Source organism: Allocoprococcus similis, from assembly GCF_054660775.1.
On record NZ_BAAHSG010000003.1, the window covers coordinates 22,316 to 42,024 of the forward strand.

Consider the following 19,709-nt stretch of genomic DNA (forward strand, 5'->3'; position numbering starts at 1 on the left):
CGTCTAATTGAAATTATAGAATCATTCCTTCTTTTTGTAAACCACCGGACAATTTGTTTGTATGTTAAATTTTTCGTAGACGAATTCGCAAAAACAAGGTAAAGTAATTTTATAAACTTTACACTTTACTTGAGAGGAATTTCCTTATGAATAATGACAAGGATCATGCAACTTTATATGCTGAGCTGGAAGCCGAACGTTTTATGACAGATCAGATTTCCCTGCTTCATGAAGCAGAGGATCTGGCTGACAGTATCAATTTTATGCTCAAATCGATCGGAGAATTTACAGACGCCGACCGTGCTTATGTATTTGAAACCAGTGAAAATCATACTTCTACCAATACTTATGAGTGGTGCGCCGCAGGAGTCACCCCGCAGATCCGGAATCTGCGTGATATTCCTTTTGAAAGTATGCCAAAATGGATCGAGGTTTTTCTTCATGGTGAAAATATTCTGATCGAAGATCTGGAGGCTTACCGTGAATCTATGCCTCTGGAATATGAACTGTTAAAAGTTCAGAACGTTTCTACCCTGATCGCCTTTCCTATTTCTGTACACGAAAAGCTGATTGGTTTCGTTGGCGTAGATAATCCGGATATGGAGAAATCCAGCCTGATCCACCGCCTGCTGTCCCTTCTTGGAAAATATGTCGGAACCATGATCAAAGATCATAAGAATGAGCAGATGCGCCTGGAGGTTGTTGCCTCCAAATCCCGTTTGGATTATCAGCTGGAGATGGACGAAATTCTTCGTGGCGCACAAATCGGTATCTGGACGCTTGAGATGGATGGCGTTAAAGCTCCCAGGCTGCACCCAAATCCTACAATGTGTACTCTTCTTGGTGTGTCACAAGAGATGTCTCCTGAAGAAGTTTATCAGTTCTGGTATCACAGGATTCCTCCCAAATACGTAACCCCGGTGCTTGATTATGTGCAAAAAGTCATTCACGAAAGTTACTCAGAAATCACATACCCATGGAATCATCCGTTACTTGGACAGATCTGGATACGATGTGGCGGTATCCTCTATCCGGATTATAAGGGAAATGGCATATGCATCCGTGGATACCATCAGGATGTCACCCGTAATATCGAAAATGAACGTAAATATCAGAACCTGACCGCTGCAACCAGTCAGATTTATCATGCAATTTACCATATCGATCTAATTCAAGACCGGATTGAAAAGCTTGCCGGTGCCAACCAGAACTATACACCGACCGGAGTTGTCACTTCCGCCACTGCGCAGTTAAACGATATCCTTGAGAAACTGGTTGCACCGTCACATCACGAGATCATGCAGTATTTCTTTGATCTGACAACGGTAAATGACCGGCTGCACGGAAAGCTTTTTATAAGCCGGGAGTATCCATCTCCACAGGGGATCTGGCGCCGTGCCACCTTTATCGTCCAGAACCGCGACACTGATGACGATGTTACAGAAATTCTTTATGTAACCCAGATCATCGATGATTACAAGCAGAAAGAACTGGCTTACCAGCAGGAGCTGGTTAAGGCGGTCGAATCCGCAAATCAGGCAAATACAGCCAAGACCGACTTCCTCAGCCGGATGTCCCATGATATCCGCACCCCTCTTAACGGAATTCTTGGAATGCTTGATATTGCACAGAAAAATAAAACAAATCCCAAAACACTGCTGGAGTGTCATGAGAAAATGCGTACTGCTGCTTTTCACTTAAAAGCTCTTGTCAACGATGTCCTGGATATGCAGCGGATGGAAACAGACCGGTTCTTCCTTGAACAGATACCATTCGACATCCGTGATATCCTTGACAATTGCTGGAGTATGCTGGAAGCACAGGCTTCCCAGCTTGATATCACTCTGAAAAAAATAAAACCGGGCAGTTTAAAATATCCTTATCTGATCGGAAGTCCATTACATATCCGTCAGATTTTCATGAATCTTTTAAGCAATGCAATTAAATACAATAAGCCCGGTGGTTCGATCTCTGTACACGCAGAGATCATCAGGCAGGTCCACCAGAATGTTATTTACAAATTTATAATTTCTGATACCGGTATCGGTATGAGTCCGGAATTTCAGAAGCACATTTTTGAACCTTTTGCACAGGAAGATACCGGTGCCCGGACGATTTACAAAGGGACCGGGCTCGGCATGACGATCGTTCACAGACTGGTACAGGAAATGGGCGGTACGATCCAGCTGAAAAGTGAAAAAAATGTCGGCTCAACTTTTTCTCTGATCCTGCCATTTACCATTGACGAGCATCAACCTTCCGCCTCTGCGGAAACTGCCACTGATACTCCGGCAGATCTTACGGATCTTCATATTCTTGTTGTAGAGGATAATGAACTGAACCTTGAGATTGCTGTTTTCTCTCTGGAAGCCGCAGGACTTAATGTATCCACAGCCATCAACGGACTGGAAGCCGTCCGGCTTTTTGAAAAATCAAAGCCATATGAATACGACATCATTCTTATGGATATTATGATGCCGGTTATGAATGGTCTGGATGCCGCAAAGGCGATCCGCGGACTTTCCCGCCCTGATGCCACAACGGTTCCAATCATTGCCCTCAGTGCCAATGCTTTTGCGGAAGATATCCAGAAGTCGAAGAATGCCGGAATCAATGAGCATCTCGCAAAGCCACTGGAAATGGATAAGGTGTTGAAAGTGATTGCATCATATTGCAAGTAGCAGAAAGAAACAGATACTCGCTATGTATTGCATATTTTTTCAGAGTTTCTGTTTTATAAAAAATCGGATTATCAGGCGATCTGTCATTTCCCCGATAATCCGATTTTTATTTTACTTACATCTCAAATGCTTTCTTTATACTGTTATAATGCAGAAACTTTCCTTCTGCCGCAAATGCCTTAATCTCATCTAATGTTGCAAACATATAACCATCTGTCTCTGCCTCCTGAAGATGGAGATCTTTTTCATCAATATCCATCACGAAACGATACACATCTACAAAATAATTATCTCCTTCCCCCGGATTTTCTCTCTTGTAAGTGAAAAGATAGCCTCCATCAGCCTGACTTGCGTCCAGTCCTGTCTCTTCTCTGACTTCTCTTAACACCGCGTCATAAGATGCCTCTCCTGCCTGAGCTGCACCGCCGGATACCTCCCACCAGCCAGGTGCCCAGGCTTTCGTCATTACCCTTTTAGTGATCAGAAATTTTCCGTCTGTTCTTGCTACAACTCCAAGAACGGTAAGATGGTACTCCCCGTCCTTCAGACACCAGTCATTGCGCTTCATCGTTCTTCCTGTTGGTTTCTTATCTGCATCATAAATATCCCATAATTCCATCGTCTGCATCTCCTGTCCGTCTTGTCTGTAGTTTCTTATGCCATTATAATATGTCTTTTAAGACTTCACAATCCTTTGCAAACGAAAAAATCATTTTGCAAAATATTATTTGCAATATTCATCAACAGATTCTCGCCGCCATCCAGTTTCTTCTTGTCCCCCGCCTCTCTGTAAATCCTACAATATCTTTCAGCAGAATAATCAGTTCAAATCCACTCCGATACGGATAATCCCTTCCCCAGATGTGGACGATTCCCTGAAACGAGGCAAACTCTCTTCCCATCACCTTTAACCAGAAGATTGCTGCGTGCCCCGATTTTTTCATCTGTTCCATGTCCGGCACGTTCCCAGTCTCCAGATAACGTCTTCTTTTCTGACATCGTCTGACCTGCGCTTTTCTCAGCAGCACGCCATTTTGTTCACAGGTTTCATCCAGATACAGCAAAAGCCCGTCAAATCCTGTGAAATTGATCTGTGCATCCTCTCTTTTGGCATCCTTCCAGTACAGAATATTTCCGGAGGGCGTTTTCCCTGTCTCCCAATACATTCGGATGAAGAAAAGCTCTCCGATATGCCGGTTATCTTCCAGTGACCGGCTGTCTGTTTTTTCAGCAAATACTGCCTGCATGTTTTATCCCCCTCATTTGTCTATAAACCTCTTCTTTTTCTCTTCCTTTTTCTATGCACGATCACACCTGCCACAAACAGATTCAGTCCGATCACAGCATACCATCCCCGATAAGATTTCTCTCCTGTCCGGATCGGCTCCGCTTTCTCCGTCACCTCACAGCGTACGCCCCGCACCAGAAGCCGTTTTGTATTGATACCGTAAGGCGTACATGTCAGTAATGTGCAGTAATCCTTCTCCTTATCCAGCGCAAGCAGTTCTGTTTCTTCCGGTTCTACAATATCGATCCGATCGATTCGATAGAAAAGCGTCCGCCGGAGCACTGTTATTTTAAAATAGTCTCCCACCTTCAGCTTATCCAGATCTGAGAAAAGTTTCGCCCCCGGCAGTCCTCTGTGGGAAGAAAGCACCGCATGTGTTCCCTTTCCGCCTATCGGGAAACTGCTTCCTTCCACATGTCCTGCGCCATTGCAGATTGCGAAATCACCCGTTCCATGGTAAATCGGAAGTTTCAACCGGATTGCCGGAATTTCCAGATATCCCATCACACCGTCAGATGTCATATTCAAAAGTGCTCCATAACTATCAGCATTTTTGTCATTCGGCACTGGGTTATTCTGTTTCAGAAGCATCACATTATACGCTCTTGTCTGTGCGATCATTTCCTCTTCCTTCCTGGCATCCAGCTTCTCCACTGACCTTTCATATCCATCTACCACCCTGCTTTGCCGACCGGCATTCCAGATCTTTCCGACTTTTGGATAGAGCATGACCGCGATTCCCGCAAGAAGGATTCCTGTCCATATAAAAAAGAAAAGTCTTCCCCTTCGTTTCGGCTCATTCACTATCATACAATTCGTTTTCGTCTTTTTGTATTCAACAGGACAACTCCTGCAACAATTGCAATCAGTACTCCACTGACCGTAAAGATCATTTCACCTGTTCCACCTGTCCCCGGAAGAAGTTTTCCTGATTTATTTACAACAACTTTTACCTTTGCTGCAAAATTTTCATTTGTATAAGTTACCTTTGTCTCAGTCTCGCTTTCTGTAACATTTCCGTTTTCATCAAGATATGTGCTGGCGTCCGTCCTTGTCGCCCTGACCTTTTCGGCACTTACCAGAAATGACTCTGTCAGCTTGTTATATCCTTCTGGTGCTTTTGTTTCTGTAACCCTGTAATCACCCATCTTCAGGCCTTTGATCACCACAGTTCCATCACTTCCGGCTTTCACCTTTCCGGTTCCGGTCTGTCCGCCTTTTACAGTATACACACCGCTTTCTTCTTCTGCCTGAACCGGGAACGGCACTTCAAATTCCACTCCGGTAAGCGCCTCTCCTTTTTCATTGACCTTCTGGATCACAACCGCATAAGTATCTGTTGTTGTAGAATCCTCTATCGAGCTTTTTCCCGGTTCCTCTGTCGTATAATTCCATGAAAATCTGGCACTGTTCTTATTTCCTTCCCCGTCGATCACTGCTTTATCATTTAACACAGCCGTATAATCAATGGTAATTCTTGCCCCGGTATCATAAAGATTTTTCCAGCCACCCTCTCCTTCATCCGCTGCCCAAGGGATCGTAACCGGGAAAGTTGTATTTTCAAACTGTTCCAGCGGTTCTTCTTCAATCATCACAGATGTGATCTTCGCTGCATCAAATCCGTCCGGAAGAGTATCTTCAACGATGAATTCCTTGATCTGCTTGTCTGCAACATAATTCGAGGTGTTGATCTGTAAACGGAAATGAACCGTTTCACCGATACTGACATTGTTTTCCTTTACCTGTTTACCATCGTCAAGTACAATACTTTTCCCTCCGGCATTCCCGTCATTCTCCGGAGTCCACTGCGGCTCCTTACTGTTTTTGTCCACGATCTGCGCGTCTTTTGCAACACTCGTTACCATGATCATACCGCCATCTTTTAAAGTGCTGGTGACATAATAGTAGCCGTATGGAAGACCAGTAAATTTTAATATAGAACCATCTGATGTCACACTCGATATTTCTGTACCATTTTTCTTAATCCATTCAATTGCACCTTCGGATAATTGTTCTTTTGACTCTGGCCGATAAGCTTCCTCTTTTGTAAATACATTCCCTGCAGAATCTTTCTCAAAATACGGATTATCAACAAGATTCTTTCTGGTATACGCCACTGAAGTTCCATCAGCATTTACTTTCGCATCAAACACCTTGTAAACTGAATACACCACTCCTTTTGATGCATTCGCTATCGTCAGACTTCCAAGCCCTCCTACCCCTGAATCTTTTTCCTGTGCAAACGCCGTCGCCGACATCCCCACCATCGTTACCGCCATTACCAAAACGGATAACAGCCTTCTCAATTGTCTCATTCTTTTTCCTCTCTTTCTTTTTATTTTCGGATCCTTTCCCCATTCTACACATCTATACAATCGGTTCTCGTTTCTTTTCCGTCCAAAAACCGTTTCTTTTTCATCCTTTTTTCGTTTCTTTTACAAATTCTTTTGGACCATTCAATTTTTATTCCTTTTACAGCAGACATTCACAATCAAAAAACTGTACAAAGAATGTGTAGTCCAATAGAATCTCTTCAAAAAAATCGGGAGGCTGTCTGATAACAGTCTCCCGATTTTTGTTATATTCTCCATTATTCTTTTTGATTCAGCAACGTTCCCAAAGTGTTTTCCGCCCAGCTGTAATTCGTCATATACACTCCTTTAAACAGCTTTTTATGTTTTTCCTCGTCCTCCAGGTAGTCATACAGATCACACTCCACATGCTCTGTACGGATACGGCTCTCCTGATTTACCCGATGCAGGACCCTTTCGATTCCGTATGCATTTAACGTTCCCCGAAGCTCTTTTACCACTTTGCGGAATTTATCTTTTATTCTTTTTTCTGTACATTCATCCTCCCATAAATAACTGATCGCATCCCCCGTCGTCACAAATCCTCCTCTTCTGTCAACCAGAAGTGCCAACAGTTCTTTGGCTTTCTTACATGAAAAAGGAATCGTTTCCCCATCCACAAAAATATCAAAATAACCGAATGTGCGGATTACAATCCTTTTCCCTTCCATCTTTGTCAACTCACTGTACATTCTCTTTTCCCCCTTCATTTAATGAGAATCTTTATCATCATACACTATCCAAATGAGCAGACTCAACATTCCATGCTAAAACATTACTTTCGTAACTTTTCCACACTATTCGATATTTCACTTTAACACTCTCTTCTTCTGAAATCTTTCATCTTTTTTCCATCTAACGCTGCATATTCCAGAACATCATCTGTGTTATATACAAGCTTTAATGAGAAAAACGGCTGCTCATTTTCAAGGAGTTCAAAAAAGATCCGATCCCCTTCCCATAATTCCAGTTCTCCGATTTTAGACTTTTCTACCCATTCCAGTTCCCCTTCATCACACGCAATCGGTGTTCCTGTAAAACCGTCTGCCGTATAAAGTGACATATATTCTACTACATCTTCGCCATATACAAAGGTTACAATCCCACGATATCTCCAGGATGTCAGCGAGTATCCCGTCTCTTCCCATACCTCACGAAGAAGACATTCCTCCGGGCTTTCCCCTTTTTCAAAATGACCGCCTACTCCGATCCACTTGTCTTTATTGATATCATTTTCTTTGACAGTCCGGTGAAGCATCAGATATTTTCCATCCTGTTCAATATAACAAAGTGTGCTTAATTCTACCATTTTACGTTCCCTTTCATACACAAAATATTTTACAAAAATTATAATCTATCTTCTAGTATTTCTCAACTGCCATGACCTGGTTACTGTTCACTCCCGTGTCAATCACTACGCTGATTGGCACGGAGGATGCACGTTTTATCTTGAATGGCATCTCGCCCATCGCCAAAGGCGATTTAAAATGGCGAGATGCGTTGCTGGTCACAGATACTGTGAACAGTACCATGACCTGTCTTTTTCCACCATTCCTCCTTCTCTTTAATTGCAAATATTGTCAGCAAATAGTATAATGATGTTTAAGGATTGCGGAAATTGCGTAGCAATAGAGCAATCCGGTTACATCAGTAAGTGGCAAAATTTGCTTTTGACACTCACATCGTATAATATCTTCAAATAGACCAAAATTGTAGATAAGGAGTCTCTGTTTTGACAAAAGAAAACTATAAAATAAGCAAAATCCAGATCGGATTTTACTATCTTCTGATGTTCCTGATACTTATCTGGTTTCTGGTAATACAATTCACAGGAATTAACAATCACAATACCGGAATCCAATCCAGCGACATCACATATCATGGTACTTTTACCTGGATTCACTCCGATGGAAGCAAAGAACAGATTACCGTCCCCGGACATTACAATGTTCCTGCGAAAGAGACTATGGTCATTACCACAACACTTCCTGAAAATTATACACAAAGTTCGCTGGCTCTACGTTCCTCTCTGCAGGATATCCGTTTCTATATTGACGGAGTGCTTCGCACTGAATACTCAACCAAAGACCAGCGGCTGGCTGGGAAAAATTCTGCCAGCTGTTATGTTTTCTGTCCTACTTCAGCAGCAGATGCAGGAAAAGAACTCCGTATTGAGCTGACTACCAATACCTCTAACTATTCCGGTGTAGTCAATGAGATCTATTCCGGAGACAAGAGTGATATCTGGGAATATATTTTTGAATCTTACGGGCTTGAGACTATTATTGCTTTCTTCATCTTGTTCGCCGGTATCATTACCATCCTTTTCAGTATCGCACTCGGAATTGTCTATGACAGAAAATTTGATATGGAATATCTTGGATGGTGCATGACCATGGGTGCTGTATGGATGCTCGGCGAATCCAAACTCAGACAGCTTATTGTTCCGAATCCATCTGCACTGGGGACTTTATGCTTTGTGATGATCATGCTCGTTCCGATCCCGGTACTTTTTTATGCAGATCTCATTCAGCAGGGTCGTTATAAAAAGCCTTACTTTTACCTTGGCTGTGCGGCATTTGGTAACTTTTTGATCTGTCTGGTTCTTCATCTGACTGGCACTGCTGATTTTATCGAAACTCTGCCGGGCGCCCATGTGATTCTTGCAGTCACCTTCCTTCTGGTTTTCCTGACTTTCTGTCTGGATATGCGAAAGAAAGAATATCGAAAAAACAAACTGGTACTGATTAGCCTGATCATTGCAATGCTTGCCATCGCCATCGAATCCATTTCTACATATTTTGTAGTTTTGATTTCCGGTCTTTTTATTGGTGTCAGCATGTTGATCCTTCTTTTCATTAGCATTATCCGTACAATAAAGAATTTGCATACCATTGAAATGCATCGTCAAAAAGAGGAGCTTTTGAAACGTAAGCGGCAGATGGAAAAGATTTCCTTACAGATGATGCAGACTCTCTCTACAACCATCGAGGCAAAGGACGAATACACCAGAGGGCATTCCCATCGTGTTGCAGAATACTCTGCACTGATTGCGCAGGAAATGGGTTGGAATCGCTCTGAAATCGTCAATCTCCGACATGCAGCTCATCTGCATGATATCGGAAAAGTCGGCATCCCTGATATTATTTTAAACAAGCCATCCAGACTGACAAACGAAGAGTACGCTGTTATTAAGGAACATACGGTTATCGGCGCTGAGATTTTGAAAAATGTTTCGATCATCAATCATGTAACCGAAGTCGCCCGTTCTCATCATGAGCGTTATGATGGCCATGGTTATCCGGACGGTCTAAAAGGGGAAGAGATTCCGATCCATGCGCGGATCGTTGCTGTTGTCGACAGCTATGATGCAATGAATTCCCGCCGTATTTACCGTAATTCTCTTCCAAAAGAAACAATTTATGAAGAAATACGCAAAAACAGAGGAACTCAGTTCGATCCTGAAATCGCAGATATTTTTCTTAGACTGTTAGATGAGAATCGTCTGACGATCACAGATACTTATCTGGAAATTGATGACGAGCCAGTTCTTCCTGGCATGGAATTTGAAATCAGCAACTTCATTTCCAATGTTATGAATACGATGAAGAGCCAGGAAGAAGCAGAAAATTTTGATCTTCTTACCGGACTCCCTATGCGAAATACCGGTCAGAAAATGATTGCACAGCTGATGCAGGAGCACAATGGCTGTCTGATCTTTATGGATATGGATAATCTGAAAAAGATAAATGATATCTACGGTCATAAAGCCGGAGACCGTGCACTGAAAGCACTTGGAGCTCTCCTCTCCGAGCATATCGGAAATTTGGTTGGCTGCAGGCTTGGTGGCGATGAATTCCTTCTTTTTGTACCGGATGCCGGTAAAAATGAAATAACCGAGCTTATGGAAACTCTGTTTTCCCGCTTTGATTCCGAGAAGAAAAAAGATCTTGAGATCCGTGTTGCATCCATTTCTGCCGGACTTTGCATGTGTACCAAGGGAGATTCCTTTGACGAGTGTTCTTCCAAAGCAGATAAAGCACTCTATTATGTCAAGCAAAACGGAAAACACAACTTCTTTTTCTATCAGCAGATGGGCAATACCGTATTCCCGGTTTCCAGCGTGGCAAAAGATCTTTCCCTTGTGGCAAAAGTACTTCGTAACAGCGGAAACTATTCCGGAGCACTTAATCTTAATTACCGTGAATTTTCTAAGATTTATGAGTACATCAACCAGCTTGGAGAACGACATAAATACCATTGTTTCCTGGTCATGGTCACAATGGAAACCACTCCGGATTCTATGATGTATATTGAAAATATTGAACAGGCACTGGAATACATGGAGGAAGCGATCCGTCACAAGATCCGTAAGATTGACGTGTGTACACGGTATAGTGCCATGCAGTATCTGATCATTTTATTTGAACCAGATGAAAGTCAGATTCCAAAAGTTATGGACCGTATTTTTATTCAGTATTATAAACTGTACGATAAACACAATTTCATTCCGAAGTATGAATATCTTCCGGTGAATGAACACTCAGAGGAAACAAATCCTCAAAACACTTCAGATCACCTTAACCAAAATATCCATCCAGTATAGGAATTTTACTACCTGAGACTTTTATCTGCTGTGAAATGCAATTTTCCAAACTTATTAAAAAATGAGGAAAACAACCGGTTTTCACTTCGGTGTTTTCCTCATTTTTCTGTATTACTTGTTTATTCTTTTCTTCCTCTGACCTTTCCGGTCAGCAGTGCCACCACGATCACTGCGCCTGTAATGATTGTCTATAGAAATCCCAACGAAATTTTTCGACTGCTTTCGAGATTGCTGTTTCAACAGACTTATGCTACGATATCCATACGCAAACAAACTTCTTCTTGTTTGCAACCTTATCTATTCAACCCAATCTCATTTTCGGAGCCAGTTTCCGGCAACTTTTTCCGACAATGAACGACAACTGAAAATATCCGGATTGAGATCGCCTCTTTTACATATTTCCGTCATATGTTAATATAATCATATAGACTTTCTCCTTTCGGAACATTTTTATCTAATGAAAGGCGAAGAATGTCCAGATCTTGATCTGCAAGATGAAGCAACACGTATTTTTCTAAACTGCCATGGCACGCATCCTGAAATGGTATCACCGGAACTGATAGAGTTACTTCATTACATGGAAAAATCAACGAATGAGGTCGCGGGTTCGTGCACAAGCCAGAAGATTAAATTGCTCCATCAGAAAGTCTGTCAGATCAGGTCGAACAAGAAAATGGAGGCGAAATTCATGCGCGCATGGGAAGAAAGAGAAATAGAACGTCAAAAAGCCTTTGCTGAAGGTGCGGAAGCTGGAATCGAGACCGGAAAAACTCAAGGAAAAAATGACCTTTTAAAAAGTCAGGTCAAAAAGAAATTAGAAAAAAAATATTCCAAAGAACAAATCGCAGATATGCTGGAAGAAGATGTCGCAACCATTGAAGCAATTATTAACGAATTACAATAGCTAAATGCCGGTCAGAAAGAGAAAAACTATCACTGATATCTTTTCCTGCATACCAGATCACGACAGCAAGAGATCCCTGCACCATTTACGGCACAGGGATCTCTTTAATCTCTTTCCGTTCCATTCCAATTAGCTAGAAGCACTCCAGAAATATTTCCAGAATCTCCTCATGTGTCATCTTCTTATAACTTCCATCCACCAGATAACAAGAATCCGCAATCTCTTTCAGATCCTCTTTTTTCTCCACGCCTACTTCCCGAAGTGTTGTCGGAAGTCCGATCTCTCTGATAAAATCAGCCAATGCCTCTACGCCAGCTTCAGCCATCTCTTCATCGGTACGTCCATTTCTCGGAATCTTCCATACATTTTCCGCAAAGCGGGCAAATTTCTTTGCGCCTGCCTGACAGATATGCCGATAATAAACCGGATGCAGCACAGCAAGTCCACATCCATGACTGCAGTTGGTATAAGCACTGATCTGATGCTCCATCTGATGGCATTCAAAATCACATTTTTTGCCAAGCTTGATGATCCGGTTCTCTGCCATGGTAGACAGCCACATCAGATTACTTCTTGCTGTATAATTCTCCGGATTTACCAATGCCGCACGAAGGCTTGTTATCACGCCGCGCATCAGAGCTTCCGAAATATCATCCGATACGTTATCCTCGTCCGGCTCACTGAAATAAGTCTCCATAATGTGAGACAGAATATCAAAGCTTCCTGCCACCATCTGTTTTGTCGGCACTGTATAAGTGTAAGTCGGATCCATTAATGCAAATTCCGGATTGCATTTCGGGTAATCCCGGTCTGTCTTGATCATGACCTCTTCATTGGTAATGACTGCTCCCCCGTTGCACTCACTGCCTGTTCCTGACGCTGTTACGATCACGCCAAGTGGCATCGGTTCAAAATCCACAACACCCTTCTTCGCCCAGTACTCATCCCACACATCTTTCTCACTAACCGCTGCCATGGAAATTGCCTTGCTGCAGTCCATAACCGAGCCACCGCCGACTGCAAGGATCCAGTCCACCTGTTTTTCCTTTACCAGCTTTGTGCCTTCCAGCACCTTCTTATAAGTCGGATTTTCCATGATCCCCGGAAATTCGATGATTGTTTTTCCGGCTTTTTCAAGTGCCGCTGTAACTTCCTCATAAACTCCATTTTTCTTGATCGAGCCGCCGCCATAGGCAAGCAGAACCTTATCCCCATGCGCCGCAGCGATTTCCGGCAGATACTCGCCGACACATCCTTTCCCGAAATATACTTTCGTTTTATTTTCAAAAATAAAGTTATTCATCCTTTTTCTCCTTTATGTAATTTAAGCAAAATATGTTTCGGCAGATTTTCTTTTTTCAATGATCTATTCCGAAACATCCCTCTTTTGCTACAGATACTTATATTATAGTCCCTGAAAAAATTTATCGTCAATATCTTTCCGGTTTGTGCACATTCCAAAATGGAACCCGCAATTTTCCCAAATGACTTCTTTACATGGTTTTCCATGCTATCATGTAGTTTATACAGGTTTCTCGTTACTGTTCACAGTACCTGTGACCAGCAACGCATCTCGCCATTTTAAATCGCCTTTGGCGATGGGCGAGATGCCGTTCAAGATAAAACGTGCATCCTCCGTGCCAATCAGCGTAGTGATTGACACGGGAGTGAACAGTAACGTTTTCTCGCCAGCAGTTTTTAATCAATTGCAAAAAAACATGCAAAATAAACAGATATATGGTATTATAGAAAGCAAAAAACAGAAAGTACAGGAGGGTTAACATATGTATATTACATGTCTGGATGTCGAAGGAGTACTTGTACCGGAAATCTGGGTTGCATTTGCAGAAGCAAGCGGAATTCCGGAACTGAAAAGAACCACAAGAGATGAACCTGATTATAACAAACTGATGCGTTGGAGACTGGATACTTTAAAAGCTCATGGTCTCGGAATCAAAGAAATTCAAGAAACAATTTCCAAGATCGATCCGCTTCCGGGCGCAAAAGACTTCCTGGATGAGCTACGTTCCTTCACCCAGGTAATCCTTCTCAGTGATACCTTCACCGAATTTGCAATGCCACTCATGGAAAAGCTTGGTCATCCGACGCTTTTCTGCAACAGTCTGGAAATTGCGGAAAATGGCGAAATCACAGACTTCAAGATGCGTGTGGAAAATTCCAAACTAACAACCGTAAAGGCACTGCAGTCCATCGGATTTGAAACGATCGCAAGTGGCGATTCTTACAACGATCTGGGTATGATCCAGGCAAGTAAGGCAGGATTTTTATTCCGTTCAACCGACAAGATCAAAGCGGATTATCCGCAGATCCCGGCCTATGAAACCTATGAAGAGCTGCTTGGCGCAATTAAAGATGCAATGAAATAAAAGATAATTGCATATTGCATGGCGATATGCGTAAAAAACCTTACCGGTTTTCAGTTTTTACGTCTGAAAATTGGTAAGGTTTCTCTTTTTTATGCAATATAAAATAATGTCCGGTGATTACAAACACAGCCTCTACACACTGCACTTCTCATATGCAAACAATGCAGCTCCAAGCGCACCACAAAGCTGTGCCTCGTCGCAAATATACAATTTCGCATCCAGCTTTTCTTCCAGTGCTTTGATGATTCCAGGATTCTTTGCCACTCCGCCTGTCATCATATATTCTCCCGGATTCTTTTTCCCAAGACGTGCCGCCAGTGCTCCTACTTTCGAAGCAACCGACACATTCAGACCATGGATGATATCTGCCACATATTTTACAGAATCTTCGATCTTGTCATACGGTACATCTATAAAAAATCCCGGAAGCATATTTTTCTGCTTCAGATACGGTCTTCTTCTGTTTTTCTCAGAAATATCTGTTCACATCTTGTTCCCGCGAGAAAACAGGACATTGCTTCTACCGAATACGGAGTCAGACCTGCCGCCGTCAAAAGCTCTCCCGGAACAAAGATGCTGACCATCGCTGAATTTTCAGGCTTTGAAAGTGCCTGGATGATATTTTTCATAACAATTTCTGCTACATACTGCCCACTGCGTTACCAAATTTTTGTATAATGTCCATTATAGAAATCCTCTCTGTTTTGTCTTCACTTGCTGTTTGATATATTACAAATCTATTTTATCACAACTGTATCTCTCTTAATACCTCCTGTACTGCATCTGACTTTATCAATGCTTTTATTTTCTTCTCACCCTCCTTAACTTCGGGTTTTCCACATTTAATATTATCTGGATATTCAGATGAACAACAGTCTTTATACCAGCATTCTCCCATATAGATGCTCTTTATTGACCATTTCTCATTCTCCGTCAGCTCTCCTGCCAGAGACTTCATTACACGCTCTGTAGAAAATCTTTTAAATCCAGATATATACCTCAATGTCTTTTCATCTGTAATTTTTGACAAATTGATTCTATGGTCTTCAATAACAGCAAGTATATCCTCTCGCATCTTTATTTTATCCTTTTTCCCTGTACCAGTCCATTCTATCAACTTGTCAAATGCTAAAATCAAATATTCAAAACATATCATATCCAGAATTACAATCTGATTTTTCGATTTTTCTGCAAACTCTTTTAACATACGATACTTATTCCGAATATCCTGATTATCAACTACGCAATCAAATGCAATATAATATTTATCTCCTTCTTCAAGTTTTAGTTCTGCAACTGCATCTATAATTCCCTGATTGCTCCCCTTACTTTCAACAATAAGCTTATCGTCAAAGAAAAGCTGATTCACCAGTTTCCAAAAATGGAGTCTTGCTCCGGTATCTTCTGTCCACAGATATTTCATATTATACTTCCTCTTCTAAAGTTATCCTGTTATTCATCATTTTCAAAACTTTAAAGCTTTTATCGGAAACATTTAATCCATCACAATTCCTTAAAAATAACAGATATTGATTTGAAAATTCAAAATTAATAAATTTTCTGACTTCATCATTTATCAAAATATCCGCATTATCAATTACAATAAAACAGTTCCTGCATTTTTCTAACTCTTCTGTCATATGATCTGATTGATAATTAAATAATTTAATTGCATTATATTCTTCTGTCAAGCGCAAATCCGCAAGCATCTCATATAATACAGTTTTACCCGTACCACTGTCTCCGCCTACAAGTGTTATTCTGTCGTCAAAAAATAATTCATACGAAAATGGAGCTGCCTGAAATGTAATCTTCTTATAAATCATCCTGTTCTCTCCTTTCATATTCCTTACTCCACCATGCATGATACCCCTTATTTCCAATAACAATTTCTCCATTATTAAATCTCAATTTTGTATTATCTGGAATATTTACAAAGCTAGGTCTTGACATATATATTTTAATATTGTCCATCTGAAATATACACTTCGTAACATTTTCTCCACACTCGTCAATACATACCACTTTGTCTGGATGCTTTACAATATTAAGTAATGTCTTACATCCCGTAGACAGGTTGCGAATTGTGCCTAATCCATATGATGTTTGAATATGTTTATCTAAAGTTAAGACAGCATTATCAATTTGTTTCATGATTTCAGCATCCTTTTTTGTCATCTCTTCATTGCTCGTATTAAGATTAAAATAAAGGTCATTTTTTAATATCCAGTCTTTAGAATTTTTCTTTTCCGTATATATATCTATCATGCTATTCACTCCTTTCGGACTTCTTGCCAAATGTAATCTCCATCAGCTCACTTGCAATTTCTTTATTTTGAACTCTCATCATACTATCTTCAAATTTAATAGCTATAATGCATGATTATTCCGGGGCTCTCTGAGCCACCTGTCCGGACTTTGAGAGCCACCATTCCGGAGAATGAGAGCCATATATTCCGGTAATTCAGAGCCACCTTATTGGGCTCTATTACATATATTTCCTTTATACTGTAAATACACACCTTTGGTGTGAATACAGATAAAGGAGGTCGTAAGTTATGACCAAGTATCGTGAAATCCTACGCTTGAAAAGCTTGGGATTCAGTGAGAGGAACATCGCACAGAGTTGCGGTGTATCCAGAAACACAGTCGCTAAGGTTTTGAAAAAGGCAGCGGAAATCAATCTTTCATGGCCGCTGGATTTCAACATGACCGACAGCGCACTAGAGGAGCTGATGTTTCCTAAGGATAAGTCGGCAATGAATAAACGCATGCCAAACTTTGACTACATCCGCAAAGAACTCCTGCGGAACGGCGTAAACAAAAAGCTTCTCTGGGTAGAATACTGTGAGGAGTGCCGCATGAACAGCGAAGAGCCTCTAATGTATTCTCAGTTCTGCTATTACATCCAGAAGGATGAAGAAAAACGCAGGGCTACCATGCATATCCCCAGAAAACCAGGTGAACAGATTGAAGTTGACTGGGCCGGTGATCCTGCCCACATCATTGATCCGGACACCGGAGAAATCACAGATGCATGGATATTTGTAGGTGTATTAACTTACAGTCAGTATGCTTTTGTAAAAGCATATATGAATGAGAAAACCGACAACTGGATCAAAGCTCATGTCCAGATGTTTGATTTCTTTGGCGGTGTCACACCTATGCTCGTTTCTGATAACTGTACAACCGCAGTGAATCATAAGAAGAGTGACTGGTACAACACTACCTTAAACACAACTTATCATGAAATGGCAGAACATTACAATCTTGCCATCCTTCCGGCCAGAGTCCGGAAGCCCAAGGATAAACCGAATGTAGAGGGATCAGTAAGAAAGATATCCACATGGATAACAGCAGCCCTTCGCAATGAGCAGTTTTTTTCTCTTGCAGAATTGAATGCTTCAATCCGTGAAAAACTGGATGCCTACAACGCCCGTAAATTCCAGAAAAAGGAATGTAGCAGACTCAGTTTATTTCTTGGGGAAGAAATGCCATTACTGGCTCCGTTGCCTGCTACACCTTTTGAACTGGCTGAATGGAAACAAGCCACCGTCCAGTTTAACTATCACATCGCAGTAGACAGAATGTTCTACTCCGTGCCTTATCAGTATATCAAAAATAAGGTTGATGTGCGTATAACAGATACAACGGTTGAAATATTTTATAATCACAATCGTATTGCCTCTCACAGACGACTCTATGGAAGAAGCGGTCAGTATTCTACAGTGACAGAACATATGCCGCAGGAACACCAGAAATATCTGGAATGGAACGGTGACCGGTTCCGTAAGTGGGCTGATTCGATTGGAATTAACACAAGTAAGGTTGTCGATGCAATACTTACCTCCGGCAGGATTGAACAGCAATCCTACAGAAGCTGCATGGGATTATTGAAACTGGCAGAAAAACATTCGCCAGAAAAACTGGAACAGGTCTGCGCCACGGCGCTCACTTATTCCGGTAAACCCAGCTATAAAAGTATCAAAAATCTATTGGCTGCAACAAAAGATGCATCTGATACCGAATCAGAATCATCTCAGGCAGTAAAACCACACGGCATAACCAGAGGAGCCAGATACTATGGAGGTAAACAAGCATGACAAATCAAAGTACAATCGATAAACTTATTGAAATGCGTCTGACTGCTATGGCAGATGCATTCCACATCCAGATGGATGATCCTGCAATGAAGGAAGTTCCATTCGAAGATCGGTTCGGCATGCTTGTTGATGTCGAATACAGCAACCGTAAAAACAATCGTCTGAAAAGACTGATCCGTCAGGCTGAGTTTGAACAACCAGATGCCAGCATCGCAGCGATCGATTACCATTCTGGACGAAAGCTGAACAAAGCACTGATCAACCGTTTGGCAACCTGTGAATACATTACAGAATACCGGAACATCTTTATTACTGGAGCAACCGGAAGTGGTAAAACTTACATGGCCTGTGCCTTTGGAATGGAAGCATGCAAGCACTATTACTCAGTACGGTATGTACGACTTCCTGATCTATTATTGGACTTACAGGCTGCCAGGGACAATGGAACTTTCTCGACTGTCCTGAAGAAATACACCAAGCCAATAGTACTGATCCTTGATGAGTGGCTGCTTCTTAAACTGACAGAAGCTGAAGCCAGAAATCTTTTTGAACTGATACATAAAAGACGTAAAAAATCTTCAACAATCTTTTGTTCTCAGTTCCGTGAAAATGAGTGGTACCAGCAAATCTGTGATGGTGAAAGTACTCTTGCCGATGCCATCATGGATCGCATATCGTATGATTCCTATAAGATCGATATTGAAAGTGTTGACCCAGCTAAAGACCTCTCTATGAGAGAAGTATATGGACTGGATCCAGCAATGGCAAAGTAACATAATAAAAAAATGGGGTGGCTCCGTTAGTCCGGACAGATGGCTCTCGCCACACCGGACTGGCGGCTCTGCCGCACCGTAATATTCAATGCATGTGTTTTTACAATGTAAACATATCCTGTCACATCACCATTTCCCATGACTGCTACCGGATTTTGCTTTGTAGCATGCTCAATATAATCTTCACCATAATCATCAATAAATTCTTTTATTATTTCTTCGCTTCTTTCCTTAGCCTTCGCAAAAGAAGAAAAAAGTTCTAATGATAACATCTCAGGATCCTCATCTTCAGGAAACAATATCATATTTACAACACCGTATATTTCACGCATTTTATTCATCATCATTCACACTCCTCGTACTGTTCACATAAACTCAAAACATTTCTAATATTTTCCATATTATCATCCCAATATTTGTCTGCTACTCCTGGTGGCACACCATTAAGCAACTCTAATCGAAATTTGGCTAAATTATAGCCTTCTCTCATACCGTCATAGTATATTTCTTTAATAATGTTTCCAAGTTTGTCATCTCCGTAGCATCGCATCGTTTTACTAAATTTCTTACTGTCAATCTGTTTTCCAATCTCTTCTTTTCCCATTCTTCGCCCCCA

Annotated in this window: 19 protein-coding genes and 1 pseudogene; 6 read left to right on the top strand and 14 right to left on the bottom strand. The window is 41.5% G+C overall.

Going from position 1 to position 19,709, the window contains the following annotated elements; translation table 11 throughout:
• The first annotated feature begins 146 nt into the window (after nt 1-146).
• Nucleotides 147-2,681, top strand: a complete 2,535-nt coding sequence (locus ACYQ5K_RS01290) for an ATP-binding protein (RefSeq protein ID WP_459777183.1) — start codon at nt 147-149, stop codon at nt 2,679-2,681.
• Between the two features lie 115 nt (nt 2,682-2,796).
• Here ACYQ5K_RS01290 and ACYQ5K_RS01295 read toward each other — a convergent pair whose 3' ends face one another.
• The 6 genes from ACYQ5K_RS01295 to ACYQ5K_RS01320 form a co-directional block, all read right to left on the bottom strand.
• Nucleotides 2,797-3,300 (bottom strand): NUDIX hydrolase, encoded by a 504-nt coding sequence (locus tag ACYQ5K_RS01295; protein ID WP_459777184.1) that lies wholly within the window; start codon nt 3,298-3,300, stop codon nt 2,797-2,799.
• Nucleotides 3,301-3,421: 121 nt separating this feature from the next.
• A complete protein-coding gene (locus ACYQ5K_RS01300) occupies nt 3,422-3,928 on the bottom strand; it encodes a hypothetical protein (RefSeq protein ID WP_173689244.1) in 507 nt (168 codons plus the stop codon).
• A gap of 20 nt (nt 3,929-3,948) precedes the next feature.
• Nucleotides 3,949-4,779 (bottom strand): class C sortase, encoded by an 831-nt coding sequence (locus ACYQ5K_RS01305; RefSeq protein WP_459777185.1) that lies wholly within the window; start codon nt 4,777-4,779, stop codon nt 3,949-3,951.
• Nucleotides 4,776-6,284 carry a SpaA isopeptide-forming pilin-related protein gene (locus ACYQ5K_RS01310; protein ID WP_459777186.1) on the bottom strand — a complete coding sequence of 503 codons (1,509 nt, stop codon included), beginning with the start codon at nt 6,282-6,284 and terminating at the stop codon, nt 4,776-4,778. Before ACYQ5K_RS01310 ends, ACYQ5K_RS01305 begins: the two co-directional genes overlap by 4 nt.
• Nucleotides 6,285-6,559: 275 nt before the next feature.
• Complete coding sequence (locus ACYQ5K_RS01315) at nt 6,560-7,012, bottom strand: hypothetical protein (RefSeq protein ID WP_459777187.1); 453 nt, start codon at nt 7,010-7,012, stop codon at nt 6,560-6,562.
• A 122-nt stretch (nt 7,013-7,134) separates the two neighbouring features.
• On the bottom strand, nt 7,135-7,629 hold the full coding sequence (locus tag ACYQ5K_RS01320; RefSeq protein ID WP_459777188.1) for an NUDIX hydrolase: 495 nt from the start codon (nt 7,627-7,629) through the stop codon (nt 7,135-7,137).
• A gap of 423 nt (nt 7,630-8,052) precedes the next feature.
• Between ACYQ5K_RS01320 and ACYQ5K_RS01325 the strand changes: the two genes are divergently transcribed.
• Nucleotides 8,053-10,926 (top strand): HD domain-containing phosphohydrolase, encoded by a 2,874-nt coding sequence (locus tag ACYQ5K_RS01325; protein WP_459777189.1) that lies wholly within the window; start codon nt 8,053-8,055, stop codon nt 10,924-10,926.
• A 457-nt stretch (nt 10,927-11,383) separates the two neighbouring features.
• Nucleotides 11,384-11,830: a hypothetical protein gene (locus tag ACYQ5K_RS01330; RefSeq protein ID WP_195231331.1), complete on the top strand. Its 447-nt coding sequence runs from the start codon at nt 11,384-11,386 to the stop codon at nt 11,828-11,830.
• A gap of 133 nt (nt 11,831-11,963) precedes the next feature.
• Here ACYQ5K_RS01330 and ACYQ5K_RS01335 read toward each other — a convergent pair whose 3' ends face one another.
• Entirely contained in the window at nt 11,964-13,133 is a 1,170-nt protein-coding gene (locus ACYQ5K_RS01335; protein WP_459777190.1) for an iron-containing alcohol dehydrogenase, read from the bottom strand.
• A 481-nt stretch (nt 13,134-13,614) separates the two neighbouring features.
• Between ACYQ5K_RS01335 and thrH the strand changes: the two genes are divergently transcribed.
• The gene (thrH, locus tag ACYQ5K_RS01340; protein WP_008368697.1) at nt 13,615-14,217 is read left to right on the top strand and encodes a bifunctional phosphoserine phosphatase/homoserine phosphotransferase ThrH; all 603 of its coding nucleotides are present in this window, start codon (nt 13,615-13,617) and stop codon (nt 14,215-14,217) included.
• A 132-nt stretch (nt 14,218-14,349) separates the two neighbouring features.
• Here the strand turns inward: thrH and ACYQ5K_RS01345 are convergent.
• From ACYQ5K_RS01345 to ACYQ5K_RS01365, 5 genes and pseudogenes are all read right to left on the bottom strand, one after another.
• Nucleotides 14,350-14,595 (bottom strand): annotated as a pseudogene (locus ACYQ5K_RS01345) (BadF/BadG/BcrA/BcrD ATPase family protein); the annotation flags it as partial.
• Nucleotides 14,596-14,660: 65 nt separating this feature from the next.
• On the bottom strand, nt 14,661-14,846 hold the full coding sequence (locus ACYQ5K_RS01350; protein WP_459777191.1) for a hypothetical protein: 186 nt from the start codon (nt 14,844-14,846) through the stop codon (nt 14,661-14,663).
• A 116-nt stretch (nt 14,847-14,962) separates the two neighbouring features.
• Entirely contained in the window at nt 14,963-15,586 is a 624-nt protein-coding gene (locus tag ACYQ5K_RS01355; protein WP_459777192.1) for a hypothetical protein, read from the bottom strand.
• A 55-nt stretch (nt 15,587-15,641) separates the two neighbouring features.
• Nucleotides 15,642-16,043: an ATPase gene (locus tag ACYQ5K_RS01360; protein ID WP_459777193.1), complete on the bottom strand. Its 402-nt coding sequence runs from the start codon at nt 16,041-16,043 to the stop codon at nt 15,642-15,644.
• Nucleotides 16,033-16,485, bottom strand: a complete 453-nt coding sequence (locus ACYQ5K_RS01365) for a DUF4869 domain-containing protein (protein WP_459777194.1) — start codon at nt 16,483-16,485, stop codon at nt 16,033-16,035. Before ACYQ5K_RS01365 ends, ACYQ5K_RS01360 begins: the two co-directional genes overlap by 11 nt.
• Nucleotides 16,486-16,775: 290 nt before the next feature.
• On the opposite strand from ACYQ5K_RS01365, the gene istA reads away from it, so the two are divergent.
• Together istA and istB are read left to right on the top strand one after the other, a co-directional pair.
• Nucleotides 16,776-18,320, top strand: a complete 1,545-nt coding sequence (istA, locus tag ACYQ5K_RS01370) for an IS21 family transposase (protein ID WP_459777195.1) — start codon at nt 16,776-16,778, stop codon at nt 18,318-18,320.
• Nucleotides 18,317-19,093 (top strand): IS21-like element helper ATPase IstB, encoded by a 777-nt coding sequence (gene istB / locus ACYQ5K_RS01375; RefSeq protein ID WP_173689643.1) that lies wholly within the window; start codon nt 18,317-18,319, stop codon nt 19,091-19,093. Before istA ends, istB begins: the two co-directional genes overlap by 4 nt.
• 26 nt (nt 19,094-19,119) lie before the next feature.
• Here istB and ACYQ5K_RS01380 read toward each other — a convergent pair whose 3' ends face one another.
• Together ACYQ5K_RS01380 and ACYQ5K_RS01385 are read right to left on the bottom strand one after the other, a co-directional pair.
• Nucleotides 19,120-19,440 carry a hypothetical protein gene (locus tag ACYQ5K_RS01380; protein WP_459777196.1) on the bottom strand — a complete coding sequence of 107 codons (321 nt, stop codon included), beginning with the start codon at nt 19,438-19,440 and terminating at the stop codon, nt 19,120-19,122.
• Nucleotides 19,437-19,697 carry a hypothetical protein gene (locus tag ACYQ5K_RS01385; RefSeq protein WP_459777197.1) on the bottom strand — a complete coding sequence of 87 codons (261 nt, stop codon included), beginning with the start codon at nt 19,695-19,697 and terminating at the stop codon, nt 19,437-19,439. Before ACYQ5K_RS01385 ends, ACYQ5K_RS01380 begins: the two co-directional genes overlap by 4 nt.
• Nucleotides 19,698-19,709: the final 12 nt, after the last annotated feature.